Below are 12,145 nucleotides of genomic sequence, written 5' to 3' on the forward strand. Positions count from 1 at the left end.
CTGGCGGCTCCTAGTAGGGGATTTCGTCGTCAAGGATTTCGCTGGCGGGCGCGGGGGCAGGCTTGAGCGGCTGCACCTTCTGGCGATTGATCCACGCTTTCGCTTCTTCGAATGCGTCGGCGGGCATTTCGGCAAGGCTTGCGATGCCGCCGAGCCGGCAAATCGTGGCCGCGCCGATGTTCTTGGGCGTGGCCAAGTCCGTCAGTTCCTGGCGCTGCGCATCCGTGATGAAGCGCGGCTTTTCCGGCTGCACATGCTCGACGGCTCGGGCATCATCCTGAAAGCCGCCGTCTGGTACTTCCTCGGCAGGCGTGGTCGCCAGCCCGGCGTTCATCATCACGACGACATGAGCGAACGCAGATCGGCACGCGCGGCTGATTGCGCGGGTTTGCGCCATAGCGCGGATGGCATAATCGAGGCGGCGCGGATGCACCTTGCCGCGATTATCCTTTCCGCCGAACCATACCGGCTCATCCTCGCCCACGAAGCCTTCGGCTACCGCAATCACGGCCCCGTCAGACATCCGGCGAACTTCGCCTGCAGCCCTAACACCGCCATCAACCTTCTCCACATCGCGCGCGCTCGCAGCGCAGCCATGGGCGACAGCGATAGCCTGCCATCCTTCAACGCAGACGTACTTGCGCCCTTGGATGTTCTTGGCAGTCTCGACCACGATCTGCTTGCAGATGCTCGCGGCGTTCGTGGACGCGCGATAGGCTTCGACATTGGCGCCATTGTCGATCACGGCGAGTGCTGCGCTCATTGGTTCAACTCCGGGTATTTCGCCCACACCTGTTCCCACAGGCGGCGATTGCGTTCGTTCTCGGCTGCGAGTCCGGCGGCGCGCTGCGCTTCGGTTTCCGCATCCAGCGCGGAGGCGAAGTCAGGCTCGCTCCAGTACCGGACCAGCCTTACCGCGATCGTGGTGATTGGCGCCTCGCCAGCGAAGTACGCAGCAGCGCGGGTGTTGCTGCCTACGGTCATGGCTGGGTGGCCTTGGCGATGGCGGCTCGGGCGGCATCTGCAACCGTATCGGGCAGCCCTGCCGCGAGGGCATTGGTCAGCGCCTTAAGCAGTTCGTGATGGGCGTTTACTGCGCGGACGCACAGGGCGGCATCTGCATTCATCAGATAGCCGCCGACATGACGATCGCGTCCCTCGCAGGTTGCCACGATCGCGGCCTCTTGGCGCGACCACGCCTGCACGCGCCAAGGTAGCGGCGTATGCTCACCCATGACGAATATCCTTGTGAGAGGAGCGGCCTTCGCGGTGCGTCATCACGATGCTGGTCACGCCGCACGCGAACATGGCGAGGGCGACAAGCAGGGTGGCGACGTTGAAGCCGAACAGCAGCGGAATGAGGACCATCAGGCCCAATGCGATCGCGCCAAGGTCGTCATGCTCGACGCGGCGAAGCGTGGCGATGATGCGGGTCACAGGCCCTGCTCCCGAGCCAGTGCTGCGGCCTCGCGGAGTTTCGCAACTACTTCGGCTTGCGTGCGGCCTTGGTGGTCGTTCCAATGTGGGATTACGCCGCCAATGGTCGCGCTGAAATTGCTCCAAGCGTCGTTCGGAGCATCACCGCCGTAATGCATGATCGCACCTGACGCGCACCAGCAGCAAGCATCAGCATCCCTTGGCAACACCATCCTGCCGTTCTCGTCCCGCGCTAGAGAGCCCTGCGTCCAAGCCCCTTCCGGCTCGATCAGCTTTGCCGCAGCTTCAAGCACGTCGGCGACTGTCTGAGGCGCGCTCATGCTGCCTTCCCCGCGAGACGTGCCTGAATACGAGCGTCCGTCAGCACGCCACGAACGCGCGGTGCGATGCCGTTCTCGCCGAGCATTCCGGCGTGCGGGCGCCAGAACTTAACCGCCCAGCGAATTTCGCCGATTTCAGCCATCAGCGGCTTGCGCATGATGCCAGCTCGCTCGGCATACTCCTGCGCCAGATCGAGCGTGGCGGTGTGCGATGCTACCAGCGCATCGGCGTCCGGCTTTGCGATCGCTGAAATTGGACTGGCTTCGGCCATCCCGGCCTCCTCGTCATCGCGAGGGGCCTATCCCCCTCGGTGTGTGAGGAGGGTTTGCACTACGCAAACTCATGCGTCAAGCAAAATGTTTGCAAAAAGCAAACGTCACATATTCAGGCGGTCCTCGATCGCCTCTAGGCGCGACTCCGCTTCGTCCGCCCGCATGTTCGCACGGATCGCCTGCCCTTCAATCTGGCGTATCAATTGTTGGCATGTTGGCTGACCATCGACGCCGTGGAGCTTGTCGATCAGCCATAATCGGTTCGGCCTGCATACCTGGTCGTCGCTAGGCAGCGTCGTCGCCCACAACACAACGAGCGCGACGATCCCGTACCAGATAAGCTTCCCCCATTCGCTGTCTGAAATGCGGTTAGCCATCCGTGCCTGTGCCGCGCGCTGCCTCTAGCTTGCCGCTGTGCTCCACAACCTCGATCGCATCCTTACGCAGACGGCGTAGTGCCATCGCGTCCTCGGGCTGCATGAGCAGCTCATAGGGGCGAACATTCAAGGCGTCCGCAATCGTCTGCACGATTGTCGGATCATAGTCCTGCCGTGCGTTTACCAGCAAGCTTATCGTCGTTTTCGACAGATCGGTCTTTCCTACAAGGTCTGCTTGGGACACACCGAGCGTGCCGAGCCATTCGCGCAGATACCAGTTGGTGAACCGCTTCGGGCGAGAGTGGGCCATGCGCCGGGAATAGCACTGGCGCGGGCGGAAGGCGTTTGCATTAGGCAAACTGCGTGCTTGATTTGTCGTTTGCGATATGCAAACACTGCGGCATGTCAAAGCCCATGCCCCCTTCGGAACTTGCGAGTGCGGCGGGTATCTCCGTTCCGTACGCGAGCCAGCTTCTCAGCCCGAACCCGGAACGCCAGCGCACGCCCTCGCGCCCGCTCGCAATCCATATCTTTCGGGCCACGGGATGGCGTCACCCGTCGATCGCTTCGCTGACCGACGAGCAGATCGCGATGCTTGAGCAGATCGAGCCGTACGAACCGGCAGCGGAGCGCGCGGCATGAAGCAAATCTATTTCCTGCGCCCGATTGGCAGCGTTGGACCGATAAAGATCGGGTGCAGCATCGAGCCTCGCAAGCGGCTGAACGTCATCGCGGGCTGGTCGCCCATTCCGCTTGAAGTCGCGGCCTGTGCGCCCGGCGGGCATCTGCAAGAAGGCGACCTGCACCACAGGTTCGCTCACCTTGCGCTGCACGGCGAATGGTTCGCGGTGGACGCCGAACTTGCCGAGCTGGTCGAGGAAGTCGCGCGCACCGGGCGCCTTCCCGAAGTCGAGGCTGTTCGCCGCCAGCCCAACAATCGCGTCGTGGCTGGGATCAAGTCGCAGATTACTCGCGCTGTTAGCGACGCCGAAAAAACGCATCTGGGCTATCGGATGAACCGCGGTTTTGGCCGTCCAGATGACGTGCGCGCAATCTTGGAGCGCATCAGTGGCGCAGAAGCGATGCCGCCAAGCCCTGCCGAGCAAGCCGTACTGGTCCGCTACGTGGCAGAGTTGCGGGCGCAACCGCGCGCTCACCGGACCTTCAACGATCGTTGGAGCGCGTGGATCGCATACCGTGATGGGCCGAATGGATTGCGCGCCCGCCCCACAAATACAGCGGAGGCGGCTGCGTGAGCGGGGCCGTCGCATATGTTGGCGCGCAGACGGTCGATCACGTCAATCGCGAGGCGAACGATTTTTATCCGACCCATCCCGGCGCGACGCGTGCCCTGCTGACGGTTGAGAAGTTCGACGGCGCGATTTGGGAGTGCGCGGCAGGCGAGGGCGACATGAGCCGCGAGCTTGAGGCCGCCGGTTATGCGGTAGTCAGCACGGATCTGATTGCGCGCGGATACTGCGCAGATCGGGTGGACTTCCTCATGGAGTGGCAGGCTCGCGCGCCTAACATCGTCACGAACCCGCCGTTCAAATTGGCTGCGCAGTTTGTCGATCACGCCCTCACGTTGACGACTGGCAAGGTCGCCATGTTCCTGCGGCTTGCCTTCCTCGAAGGGGTTGAGCGCGGCGCTTGGTTCCCGAACACGCCGTTGGCCCGCGTTTGGGTCATGTCGCGCCGAGTGCCGATGTGGCGCGGAGAGGTGCGCAACGAAATAGGTAGCGTCATGGCCATGGCGTGGTTCGTTTGGGATCACGCTCATAGCGGACCACCGACGATCGGCTGGCTTGATTGGAAGTCGGCATGACCGACACCGCCGCCATCCTCACGGACCTCGCCCGCGTCCGCTGCATCTTCCAGCTTCGCACCATCACCGCCGCCATGGGCGTGCACCCTGTCCGCCAGCACCAGCATGGCAACAGCGAGGCAGCCGCAGAGCGGGGCAGGGCGGTCGATCATTTCCATACGAAGGAACATAGCGATGCGCGTTGATACGTCAGCGGACGAAATCGGTCTGGTCAGCCCCGATCGCGTCCGATTGCTGGTCCAGGGCCTTCTGCGTGGCGCTCAGGCAAGCGGGTGGACTGATGACAGCCTTGGCGCTGCAACGGGTCTGAGCGCGCGCCGCATCAAGTCCTACCGCGTCGAGGGCAAGGAACCGTCGCTGTCCGCTGCGCTGTCGATCGGCGTAGTGCTTGGAACGTCGGCCATCAACGGACTGCTGGCGACGATCGGCTATGTCGCGCGGCCGCTCGATGAAGCTGAAGATGCCTGCGTGCGGATGCTCGCCGCCGACGCGATGGGGCACCTTGCCGTGATCGCTCGCAATGCGGCTGACGGGCGGATCGACCACACCGAGGAAGCGGAAACGCGCCTCGCTGCTGATGCGCTTATTGCGACGGTGCTGCCACTCGCCAGCGCGGGCGGTGCAGCGTGAAAACCGCGCACCCCTACACTCTGCATAAGCCCAAGACGAAAGTCGCTCACGATCCGTCGGCGATCATCGTCCATCGCGACCGGCGGTTCGCCTTCCACCGGGTGCTCAACCCCGTGAACCACTATGCGATCACGGAGGCGCGGCCATGACTGAATGGACCGAAGCCGACGATCGCATCCTTGTCGCTGCACGCGGCAACGGCATGAGCTGGCGAACTATCGTCACGACGTATTTTATCGACCACACCGAAAACGCGGTACGTCGCCGTTTCGAACGGCTTGAGCTAGGTCCGGTCGTCAACCGCGACACGGAAGCTCGCCCCGTCGATCGCAACCTCGACGCACGGCTTGGATCGGAGGCGCTGCATCGGGCCACGGAACGCATGTACGTGCGAGTGGCCCGTCGTCGCGGCATTTCGATTGAGGACGCCGCGCTACGCATTCAGCTTGGCGACGAGTTGGTAACGCGAGCCCGAGCACGCCATGCTGAAACGCGGAGGGCGGCATGAACGCGCTCGGCACCCCGCAAAACCCGTTCAAGCTGCTCGACCTGTTCAGCGGCATCGGCGGCTTCTCGCTCGGCTTGGAACGCACCGGCGGCTTCAAGACCGTCGCGTTCTGCGAGATCGAGGAGTTTCCTCGCCGCGTCCTCGCCAAGCATTGGCCGGAGGTTCCCTGCTACCATGACATTCGCGAACTTACCGGCGAGCGACTTGCTGCCGATGGAATTGCCGTTGACGCCATCTGCGGCGGGTTCCCGTGCCAGGATATCAGCATCGCCGGACAGGGCGCTGGGCTGGAAGGCGATCGATCCGTCCTTTGGTACGAATATGCCCGCCTTATTGGCGAACTTCGACCCCGGTACGTCATCGTGGAGAACGTCTCTGCGTTGCTTCATCGAGGGCTGGATGCCGTTCTCGGCTGCCTGGCCTCGCTCGGGTTTGATGCGGAGTGGCATTGCATACCAGCTTCCGCCGTTGGCGCTCCGCACGAACGCGATCGGATCTGGATTGTGGCCTACACCTACAACGGACAGCGGGTCGAACCGTTCGGGCACGTATGCGCAAGGCGGGATGCCGCTGGCGGCGGCGGTGAAGCTTTGGCCAACACCGACGAAGGTGACCGCCACCGGCGGGACGGCGCTTTGCAAATGGGGCGGCTCCCGATCGCGCGCGAAGTTGCGAACGATGGTTACGCCCGAAGAGCTCAATGGGGCGCTGAACCCGCAGTGGGTCGAGTGGCTCATGGGGTTTCCCATCGGGTGGACCGAGTTGGAAGCCTCGGCAACGCCGTCGTCCCCCAAATTCCGGAGCTAATCGGCAACGCGATCATCGCTGCACATCGTCAAATGGAGTTGGCAGCATGATCCACGCGCTTCTCTCTCGCCTATTCCACACCGATCACCATGACGATGCACGTATGCGTCGCATGGCTGAACGGGCGGTGCTGGCGGCTGACCTCGAAAAGCGCCTCGCCATCCGAAAGCAGGAGCGCAAGCACCGCAAGGCCGGGAGGCTGATGCTGCGATGATCTCGATCGAGCTTCCTTGGCCGTCATCGGACCTCTCAGGGCACCAGGACGGGCGCTGGCGTCGCAAGGCTGGCATCGTCGCCAAGCACCGCCAGTGGGCGCGTCACGCGATGCTGGCGGCGGGCGCGGGCACTATTGCTGGCGACGCTGACATTCGCGTGCACGCCACGTTCTATCCGCCCGATCGCCGGACCGATCGCGTCAACATGCCGAACCGCCTGAAGCCCTATTGGGACGGCATCGCCGACGCGCTGAAGGTCAACGATCGCCGCTTTCTGCCGAGCTTCGCCTTTGCCGAGCCGGTGAAGAATGCCTGCGTCGTGGTGCAGATCATGCCCGCCGAATTCCAGTCGTTTGGGGCGGTCGCGGCGCGCGTCGTGGACGAAACCGCAAAGCGCATGGAGACGCTATGAGCGAGCCGTCGGGTTATATCTACCTGATTGCCTGCAACAGCCCGTTGTCGGTTAAGATCGGGTACACTCGTAAAGACCCCCGCATTCGTCTTCAGCAACTTCAGACAGGGTGCCCCTCGCGCCTTGTGTTGCTTGGCTGGTTTCCTGGCGATCGTGCCGACGAACTCGCCTATCACGCAGAGTTGGCTGAGCATCGCCTGACGGGCGAATGGTTTGCGGTCAATGAGAGGTCGTCGCCGAAATTGGTGAACCCGCTCACCATCATGCGCATCAACAATCGCGTCTACGGTTACGAGCCGGAGCCGGTATGCATCTAGCGGATCTTATCCGGCGCATGGCTGCCGCTGGCGCCCCCGCTGAAGCTATCGCTATCGCCATCGAGGCCGTGGAAGCGGCTGAGGAGCGGCGGAAGGCCCCAGCTCGCGAACGCAAGCAGCGCCAGCGCGCCGCCGCGCGTGACCTTCACGCAGAAGGCGAGGGACAGTCACAGGACGAAAGCGTGACTGTCACGGGACAGGGGCGTGACACCCTTCCTACCCCCGCCCCTTCTTCCCCCCAGACCCCCCATCAACCCCACCCCCACCTACCCGAGAATAATAAATCCCGTGCGCGAGGAACCCGCTTGGCAGCGGATTTCGAGCTTCCGGACGATTGGCGCGAATGGGCAGTCGGCGAGGGCGGGCTGACAGTGGCGGAAGCCGAGGACGAGGGCGAGGCGTTTCGCGATTACTGGCACGCCAAGGCCGGCAAGGACGCTGCGAAAGCCGACTGGACGGCGACGTGGCGCAACTGGGTCCGAAACTCCCGACGACGAGCGCCGCCGAGATGGGGAGGGCGGGTCAACGGCCCACAGCCTGCGGTGCCGCTGTGACCGACTGGCTCCCCACCAAGCCCGGCAAGCAAACCTGCCCTGAATGCAGCCACACCCGCAAACACAAATCCGACAGGTGCCTCAATGCAACGCGAACCGACGAAGGATGGGTTTTCTTCTGCCACCACTGCGGGTTCGCAGGAGGCTCCGGCGCTGCACGAGCGTCACGCGGCGTGGATCGAAGCGCGCGGGATTTCCGCCGAGCTGGCACGCAAGCTGGGGCTGTGCACGGTAGAGCGTTCCGGGGCCAAATGGCTGGCGGTGCCCTACGTTCAGCGCGGCAAGACGATCAATCACAAGTACCGCCTGACCAGCGAAAAGCGGCACATGATGGACCCCGACGCGCCGCTCGCGCTGTGGAACCACGACTGCCTGTTGGAGGCATCCTCGCAACCGCTGGTGATATGCGAGGGCGAGTGGGACGCGATGGTCGCCCTCCAATTGGGCTGGCGGGCAGTCTCCGTGCCGAACGGCGCGCCCAAGGAGCAATCTGACGACCCGGCGAACGAACGGCGGTACGATTGCCTGTGGCAGGCTCGCGACCTGCTCAACCGCGTCGATCGCGTCATCCTGGCGGTGGACGACGACGGCCCCGGCCGTGCGCTGCGGGCCGACTTGATCGCGCTGCTTGGCGCCGATCGCTGCTCGTTCGTGGAATACCCGTTCCCGGCGAAAGACCTGAACGAGGTTCTGACCGAGTACGGTCCCGAGGCGGCAAATGCGGCGCTGCTCAATGCCAAGGCGGTCCCGGTCAAGGGCCTCTACAGCCTGAGCGACTTCCCCGACATGCCGAAGGTGCAGGGCTTCCCGGTGGGCATCGACGCGCTCGAAGGCAAGATCGAGATCGTGCCCGGCACGCTGACCGTGTTCACCGGCTATGCCAACATGGGCAAGTCGAGCGTGATGAACACCGTTTGCGCGCACGCCATCGCGCACGACATGACGGTTTGCATCGGCAGCTTCGAGACGCTTCCCAAGCCGATCCTGCGCGACGGCATCGCTCAGGCACTCATCGGCTGCTCATGGCACGAATACGGCAGCCATCCCCAGCGCCGCGCGGCCTTCGATACGATCGAGGAACACGTTCGCATCGTCACGAACACGCTCGATGAGGACATGGAGCTTGATATTACGGCGCTGCTCGACCTGTGCCGCATCGCTGTGCAGCGGGATGGCGCCAAGCTTATCGTCATCGATCCGTGGAACGAGCTGGAACACAAGCGGCGCAACGACGAGACGCTCACCGAATATGTCGGTCGCGCCATTCGCGCCGTGAAGCACTTTGCGCGGACGAACAATGTCGCTGTCTGGATCGTCGCGCATCCGACGAAGCCCCCCAAGGGCACCAACGCGATGCCGAGCCTGTACGATGTTTCGGATAGCGCGCATTGGTCGAACAAGGCCGACTACGGGCTCGTCTATCACCGCCCCGACAAGACGCAGAACATGGCGAACCTCGCAGTCGTGAAGGTCCGCATGGGCCTGCCCGGCGAGTGCTGCAACGTCGAGGTGAAGCTCGATCATCGCTGCGGGCGTATCCGCAGCCTGCACGCATGACATGCCGGCGAACAACGGCACGCGGCCACCGCTTGAGCGCGTCGATATCCGCCTCGCCAACGGATGGACCGCCCGCAACGTCGATCCAAGCAAATACGACTGGCGCCTTCCCCCTGACTGCGCGGGGATACCGATTACACACTGGCAACGGTCAGAATAGGGGATAGCGATATGGGGAAGGCACTCGCACTGATGGAAGCCGAGCACGTCGTCGCTACGACTATGCCGGCCACGCTACCGTTCAGTGATTGGCTAGGCATCGGGCGCGACCTGTTTGCCCGCCGCCGCGATATCGATTGGGCGATCGGTGATTGGGCGCGTCATGGACAAGCCCACTACCGCGACGACCCGCAATTCAAGCTGATGCTCGAAGGCATCGGCGTGGAGCCGAAGCGCATCGATCAGGCCGCGAAGGTAGCCGCCGCGTTCCCTGAGCACTGCCGAGCCAAAGGCGTGTCGTTCGACGTGCACAAGCACGCGCTATCGATCGATGCCGACGAACGCCTCCCGTTCCTTCAGCGCGCCGAGAAAGAGCACTGGACCGAGCGCAAGGCTCATCACGCGGTTGTCGAATGGAAGCACGCGCAAGGCCACCTGTTGGACGATGACGACGACGTAAGCCGGGAGGCGGTCGAGATCATTCGCGCTATCAACCGCGCCAGCCCTGAAGCCCGCGAATACGTGTTCGACCTGATGGAAGCCGCTGGCCGAGGAAAGCCGATCAACGAGGACCAGGCATATGCATAACACCGGCGCACTGAGGGCGTACTCGACGCACCGCATCAAGTCGCCGCCGCCGGAGTTTGAGGCGATGTTCATCGAAGGCGGATGGCCCCGCGTGAACAACATGTACGGCAAGCGCTGCGCCAATCGTTGGTTCGTGGCGCTTGGGGCAGACAGGCTACGTGCTGCGAGGAAAGATCGGGCGAAGGCGGCAGATGCGAGTGGCCACGCCGCTAATAGGCGCTGCCTGATGAGATCGGAGATGGCGAATGGCTAAACCCCATCGCACAGTCCGCACAGATCGCGCGCGCGAGACGTTCCTCAAGACCTTGCGTGAGACTTGCAATGTGTCGGAAGCCGCTCGGGCAGCGGGAATAGGTCGCCGCACCGCGTATGAATGGCGCGAGGCAGACGAAACGTTCGCGGCAAACTGGCAGGACGCTGAAGATGAAGCTGCCGACAAGCTCGAGCGGGAAGCGTGGCGCCGTGCGGTCGAGGGCACCGACAAGCCGGTAACGTTCCAAGGGGCCATCACGGCGACCTACAAGGAATACTCAGACCGCATGTTGGAAATCCTCTTGAAGGCGCATCGCCCTGACAAGTTCGTTGAGCGCTTCAAGGGCGAGGTGTCTGGCGGCGTTTCTATCACGGTGCTGCCCGAGGATGCAGGGTTGTGAGGGACATCGACGCCCCCGGCGAATTGGCAGAGATCGAAGCGAGGGCCTTGCTGAACTGGACGAAACGCGAAAACGGGTTCCCAGCCTTTACGCGCCTTCGATGGGCGGACGGAACGTTGAGCGCACGCATCGTCGCTATGCAGAAAGCGGCGCGTGAACTTGGCTATCTGTGACCGCCACCCTAACCCCCAAGCAGCGCGAGGCGAACCGCCTGCTGGCAGGCCCCGCGCGCAACATCATGCTGCGCGGCGGTTCGCGCTCGGGCAAAACCTTCCTGCTGGTGCGCGCGATCATCCAACGGGCGATCAACGCACCCGGTAGCCGGCATGTGATATTCCGGTTTCGCTTCAACCACGCCAAGACGAGCATATGGGCGGACACGCTGCCCAAGGTGCTCAAGCTGTGCTTTCCAACGCTGCGGGCGCGGTTCGACAAGACGGATTTCTACGTCGAGTTGCCCACCGGCTCGCAGGTGTGGATCGCCGGCCTCGATGACAAAGAGCGGGTGGAGAAGATTCTCGGCGCGGAATACGCCACGCTCTACTTCAACGAGAGTAGCCAGATACCATGGGGGTCGATCGAGACGGCCATGTCGCGGCTTGCGCAAAAGTGCGAGCTGGCACCGGAGATTGCGGCGGCAACCGGCAAGACGCATCTGGCGCTCAAGGCCTATTTCGACTGCAACCCGCCATCGAAGCTGCACTGGTCGTATCAGCTATTCCGGTCGAAGGTGAAGCCGGGCAGCCGCGAGCCGTTGCCCAAGCCCGACGACTATGCGGAAATGAAGGTCAATCCGGCTGACAACGCCGACAACCTGCCCGCCGAGTATTTTGAGGTGCTCGCCAGCATGTCGGCCGCGCGTCGATTGCGGTTCGAAGCGGGAGAGTGGGCAAGCGAGGTCAACGGGGCGCTGTGGTCGCTTGAGGACCGCACGGCGCATGACGGCAAGCCGATCCCAGGCATCGATAGCAGCCGCGTCGCCGATGCACCGCAGATGCAGCGTATCGTCGTGTCGGTCGATCCATCGGGCACGAAGGGCGACGGGCAGGGGGATGATATCGGCATCGTCGTGGCAGGGCTGGGCGTGGATGGCCGCGCCTATGTGCTTGAGGACGCGACGTGCCAGCTTTCGCCCGAGGGCTGGGGGCGGCGCGCGGTGGACCTTTACCATCGGTGGAAGGCTGATCGCATCATCGGTGAGCGCAATTACGGCGGTGACATGGTGCGCTTCACCGTCTCCACCGCCGATAGCAAGGCGTCGTTCAAGGAGGTCGTGGCGACGCGGGGCAAGGTAGTGCGGGCCGAGCCTATCAGCGCACTCTACGAACAGGGCAAGGTGTCGCACGTCGGCGTGTTCCCTGACCTTGAGGACCAGTTGTGCAACTTCACGCCATCGGGCTACGTCGGGGAAGGTTCGCCGGATCGCGCCGACGCGCTGGTGTGGGCATTGACCGAGCTGATGCTCGGCGGCGGCTACGACTATTCGAGCGCACTGAGCAGCGCCCGCCTTTGA

Annotated in this window: 25 protein-coding genes; 16 read left to right on the forward strand and 9 right to left on the reverse strand. The window is 63.5% G+C overall.

The genetic code is table 11. The annotated features are described in order from the left end of the window. Positions 1 to 10: 10 nt before the first annotated feature. The 8 genes from FBR43_RS05040 to FBR43_RS05075 all read right to left on the reverse strand — a co-directional run bounded on the left by FBR43_RS05040 (position 11) and on the right by FBR43_RS05075 (position 2,717). Positions 11 to 763: a hypothetical protein gene (locus tag FBR43_RS05040; RefSeq protein ID WP_136942132.1), complete on the reverse strand. Its 753-nt coding sequence runs from the start codon at positions 761 to 763 to the stop codon at positions 11 to 13. Then, entirely contained in the window at positions 760 to 984 is a 225-nt protein-coding gene (locus FBR43_RS05045; RefSeq protein WP_136942133.1) for a hypothetical protein, read from the reverse strand. Before FBR43_RS05045 ends, FBR43_RS05040 begins: the two co-directional genes overlap by 4 nt. Beyond that, positions 981 to 1,235 (reverse strand): hypothetical protein, encoded by a 255-nt coding sequence (locus FBR43_RS05050; protein WP_136942134.1) that lies wholly within the window; start codon positions 1,233 to 1,235, stop codon positions 981 to 983. The genes FBR43_RS05045 and FBR43_RS05050 overlap by 4 nt, the downstream gene beginning before the upstream one ends. Then, the gene (locus FBR43_RS05055) at positions 1,228 to 1,437 is read right to left on the reverse strand and encodes a hypothetical protein (RefSeq protein WP_136942135.1); all 210 of its coding nucleotides are present in this window, start codon (positions 1,435 to 1,437) and stop codon (positions 1,228 to 1,230) included. The genes FBR43_RS05050 and FBR43_RS05055 overlap by 8 nt, the downstream gene beginning before the upstream one ends. After that, complete coding sequence (locus FBR43_RS05060) at positions 1,434 to 1,757, reverse strand: DUF6197 family protein (RefSeq protein WP_136942136.1); 324 nt, start codon at positions 1,755 to 1,757, stop codon at positions 1,434 to 1,436. Before FBR43_RS05060 ends, FBR43_RS05055 begins: the two co-directional genes overlap by 4 nt. After that, positions 1,754 to 2,029 carry a hypothetical protein gene (locus FBR43_RS05065; RefSeq protein ID WP_136942137.1) on the reverse strand — a complete coding sequence of 92 codons (276 nt, stop codon included), beginning with the start codon at positions 2,027 to 2,029 and terminating at the stop codon, positions 1,754 to 1,756. Before FBR43_RS05065 ends, FBR43_RS05060 begins: the two co-directional genes overlap by 4 nt. 105 nt (positions 2,030 to 2,134) lie before the next feature. Next, positions 2,135 to 2,407: a hypothetical protein gene (locus FBR43_RS05070; protein WP_136942138.1), complete on the reverse strand. Its 273-nt coding sequence runs from the start codon at positions 2,405 to 2,407 to the stop codon at positions 2,135 to 2,137. Next, the gene (locus FBR43_RS05075; protein WP_136942139.1) at positions 2,400 to 2,717 is read right to left on the reverse strand and encodes a helix-turn-helix domain-containing protein; all 318 of its coding nucleotides are present in this window, start codon (positions 2,715 to 2,717) and stop codon (positions 2,400 to 2,402) included. The genes FBR43_RS05070 and FBR43_RS05075 overlap by 8 nt, the downstream gene beginning before the upstream one ends. Before the next feature lie 92 nt (positions 2,718 to 2,809). On the opposite strand from FBR43_RS05075, the gene FBR43_RS05080 reads away from it, so the two are divergent. The 10 genes from FBR43_RS05080 to FBR43_RS05120 all read left to right on the forward strand — a co-directional run bounded on the left by FBR43_RS05080 (position 2,810) and on the right by FBR43_RS05120 (position 7,121). Continuing rightward, the gene (locus tag FBR43_RS05080) at positions 2,810 to 3,049 is read left to right on the forward strand and encodes a hypothetical protein (protein ID WP_136942140.1); all 240 of its coding nucleotides are present in this window, start codon (positions 2,810 to 2,812) and stop codon (positions 3,047 to 3,049) included. Further along, positions 3,046 to 3,663: a GIY-YIG nuclease family protein gene (locus FBR43_RS05085; protein WP_136942141.1), complete on the forward strand. Its 618-nt coding sequence runs from the start codon at positions 3,046 to 3,048 to the stop codon at positions 3,661 to 3,663. The genes FBR43_RS05080 and FBR43_RS05085 overlap by 4 nt, the downstream gene beginning before the upstream one ends. Beyond that, a complete protein-coding gene (locus FBR43_RS05090; RefSeq protein ID WP_136942142.1) occupies positions 3,660 to 4,232 on the forward strand; it encodes a hypothetical protein in 573 nt (190 codons plus the stop codon). Before FBR43_RS05085 ends, FBR43_RS05090 begins: the two co-directional genes overlap by 4 nt. Beyond that, entirely contained in the window at positions 4,229 to 4,417 is a 189-nt protein-coding gene (locus tag FBR43_RS05095; RefSeq protein WP_136942143.1) for a hypothetical protein, read from the forward strand. Before FBR43_RS05090 ends, FBR43_RS05095 begins: the two co-directional genes overlap by 4 nt. Continuing rightward, a complete protein-coding gene (locus tag FBR43_RS05100; protein ID WP_136942144.1) occupies positions 4,407 to 4,862 on the forward strand; it encodes a hypothetical protein in 456 nt (151 codons plus the stop codon). Before FBR43_RS05095 ends, FBR43_RS05100 begins: the two co-directional genes overlap by 11 nt. A 145-nt stretch (positions 4,863 to 5,007) precedes the next feature. Next, on the forward strand, positions 5,008 to 5,370 hold the full coding sequence (locus FBR43_RS05105; protein ID WP_136942145.1) for a hypothetical protein: 363 nt from the start codon (positions 5,008 to 5,010) through the stop codon (positions 5,368 to 5,370). Further along, positions 5,367 to 6,227 (forward strand): DNA cytosine methyltransferase, encoded by an 861-nt coding sequence (locus FBR43_RS05110; protein WP_136942146.1) that lies wholly within the window; start codon positions 5,367 to 5,369, stop codon positions 6,225 to 6,227. Before FBR43_RS05105 ends, FBR43_RS05110 begins: the two co-directional genes overlap by 4 nt. Further along, on the forward strand, positions 6,224 to 6,391 hold the full coding sequence (locus FBR43_RS16060; RefSeq protein WP_169542498.1) for a hypothetical protein: 168 nt from the start codon (positions 6,224 to 6,226) through the stop codon (positions 6,389 to 6,391). The genes FBR43_RS05110 and FBR43_RS16060 overlap by 4 nt, the downstream gene beginning before the upstream one ends. Next, positions 6,388 to 6,804 carry a hypothetical protein gene (locus tag FBR43_RS05115; protein WP_212611889.1) on the forward strand — a complete coding sequence of 139 codons (417 nt, stop codon included), beginning with the start codon at positions 6,388 to 6,390 and terminating at the stop codon, positions 6,802 to 6,804. Before FBR43_RS16060 ends, FBR43_RS05115 begins: the two co-directional genes overlap by 4 nt. Then, complete coding sequence (locus FBR43_RS05120) at positions 6,801 to 7,121, forward strand: GIY-YIG nuclease family protein (RefSeq protein WP_136942147.1); 321 nt, start codon at positions 6,801 to 6,803, stop codon at positions 7,119 to 7,121. Before FBR43_RS05115 ends, FBR43_RS05120 begins: the two co-directional genes overlap by 4 nt. Here FBR43_RS05120 and FBR43_RS16280 read toward each other — a convergent pair. After that, positions 7,118 to 7,270: a hypothetical protein gene (locus FBR43_RS16280; protein ID WP_212611890.1), complete on the reverse strand. Its 153-nt coding sequence runs from the start codon at positions 7,268 to 7,270 to the stop codon at positions 7,118 to 7,120. The genes FBR43_RS05120 and FBR43_RS16280 overlap by 4 nt on opposite strands. A 156-nt stretch (positions 7,271 to 7,426) precedes the next feature. Between FBR43_RS16280 and FBR43_RS05125 the strand changes: the two genes are divergently transcribed. The 6 genes from FBR43_RS05125 (at position 7,427) to FBR43_RS05145 (ending at position 12,145) form a co-directional block, all read left to right on the forward strand. Then, on the forward strand, positions 7,427 to 7,675 hold the full coding sequence (locus tag FBR43_RS05125; protein WP_136942148.1) for a hypothetical protein: 249 nt from the start codon (positions 7,427 to 7,429) through the stop codon (positions 7,673 to 7,675). Positions 7,676 to 7,759: 84 nt separating this feature from the next. Continuing rightward, the gene (locus FBR43_RS05130) at positions 7,760 to 9,232 is read left to right on the forward strand and encodes a bifunctional DNA primase/helicase (RefSeq protein WP_136942149.1); all 1,473 of its coding nucleotides are present in this window, start codon (positions 7,760 to 7,762) and stop codon (positions 9,230 to 9,232) included. Between the two features lie 171 nt (positions 9,233 to 9,403). After that, entirely contained in the window at positions 9,404 to 9,979 is a 576-nt protein-coding gene (locus FBR43_RS05135) for a hypothetical protein (protein WP_136942150.1), read from the forward strand. Positions 9,980 to 10,224: 245 nt separating this feature from the next. Next, the gene (locus FBR43_RS05140; protein ID WP_136942151.1) at positions 10,225 to 10,632 is read left to right on the forward strand and encodes a terminase; all 408 of its coding nucleotides are present in this window, start codon (positions 10,225 to 10,227) and stop codon (positions 10,630 to 10,632) included. Continuing rightward, entirely contained in the window at positions 10,629 to 10,805 is a 177-nt protein-coding gene (locus tag FBR43_RS16065) for a hypothetical protein (RefSeq protein ID WP_169542499.1), read from the forward strand. Before FBR43_RS05140 ends, FBR43_RS16065 begins: the two co-directional genes overlap by 4 nt. Beyond that, a complete protein-coding gene (locus tag FBR43_RS05145) occupies positions 10,802 to 12,145 on the forward strand; it encodes a phage terminase large subunit (RefSeq protein WP_212611891.1) in 1,344 nt (447 codons plus the stop codon). Before FBR43_RS16065 ends, FBR43_RS05145 begins: the two co-directional genes overlap by 4 nt.

Source organism: Sphingomonas baiyangensis, from assembly GCF_005144715.1.
Lineage (GTDB): Bacteria > Pseudomonadota > Alphaproteobacteria > Sphingomonadales > Sphingomonadaceae > Sphingomonas > Sphingomonas baiyangensis.

Bases quoted from the DNA above. Each gene is read 5' to 3' on its own strand.
- FBR43_RS05040 (WP_136942132.1), bottom strand. From the start codon at position 763: ATGAGCGCAGCACTCGCCGTGATCGACAATGGCGCCAATGTCGAAGCC.
- FBR43_RS05045 (WP_136942133.1), bottom strand. From the start codon at position 984: ATGACCGTAGGCAGCAACACCCGCGCTGCTGCGTACTTCGCTGGCGAG.
- FBR43_RS05050 (WP_136942134.1), bottom strand. From the start codon at position 1,235: ATGGGTGAGCATACGCCGCTACCTTGGCGCGTGCAGGCGTGGTCGCGC.
- FBR43_RS05060 (WP_136942136.1), bottom strand. From the start codon at position 1,757: ATGAGCGCGCCTCAGACAGTCGCCGACGTGCTTGAAGCTGCGGCAAAG.
- FBR43_RS05065 (WP_136942137.1), bottom strand. From the start codon at position 2,029: ATGGCCGAAGCCAGTCCAATTTCAGCGATCGCAAAGCCGGACGCCGAT.
- FBR43_RS05070 (WP_136942138.1), bottom strand. From the start codon at position 2,407: ATGGCTAACCGCATTTCAGACAGCGAATGGGGGAAGCTTATCTGGTAC.
- FBR43_RS05075 (WP_136942139.1), bottom strand. From the start codon at position 2,717: ATGGCCCACTCTCGCCCGAAGCGGTTCACCAACTGGTATCTGCGCGAA.
- FBR43_RS05080 (WP_136942140.1), top strand. From the start codon at position 2,810: ATGTCAAAGCCCATGCCCCCTTCGGAACTTGCGAGTGCGGCGGGTATC.
- FBR43_RS05085 (WP_136942141.1), top strand. From the start codon at position 3,046: ATGAAGCAAATCTATTTCCTGCGCCCGATTGGCAGCGTTGGACCGATA.
- FBR43_RS05095 (WP_136942143.1), top strand. From the start codon at position 4,229: ATGACCGACACCGCCGCCATCCTCACGGACCTCGCCCGCGTCCGCTGC.
- FBR43_RS05100 (WP_136942144.1), top strand. From the start codon at position 4,407: ATGCGCGTTGATACGTCAGCGGACGAAATCGGTCTGGTCAGCCCCGAT.
- FBR43_RS05105 (WP_136942145.1), top strand. From the start codon at position 5,008: ATGACTGAATGGACCGAAGCCGACGATCGCATCCTTGTCGCTGCACGC.
- FBR43_RS05110 (WP_136942146.1), top strand. From the start codon at position 5,367: ATGAACGCGCTCGGCACCCCGCAAAACCCGTTCAAGCTGCTCGACCTG.
- FBR43_RS16060 (WP_169542498.1), top strand. From the start codon at position 6,224: ATGATCCACGCGCTTCTCTCTCGCCTATTCCACACCGATCACCATGAC.
- FBR43_RS05115 (WP_212611889.1), top strand. From the start codon at position 6,388: ATGATCTCGATCGAGCTTCCTTGGCCGTCATCGGACCTCTCAGGGCAC.
- FBR43_RS05120 (WP_136942147.1), top strand. From the start codon at position 6,801: ATGAGCGAGCCGTCGGGTTATATCTACCTGATTGCCTGCAACAGCCCG.
- FBR43_RS05130 (WP_136942149.1), top strand. From the start codon at position 7,760: ATGCAACGCGAACCGACGAAGGATGGGTTTTCTTCTGCCACCACTGCG.
- FBR43_RS05135 (WP_136942150.1), top strand. From the start codon at position 9,404: ATGGGGAAGGCACTCGCACTGATGGAAGCCGAGCACGTCGTCGCTACG.
- FBR43_RS05140 (WP_136942151.1), top strand. From the start codon at position 10,225: ATGGCTAAACCCCATCGCACAGTCCGCACAGATCGCGCGCGCGAGACG.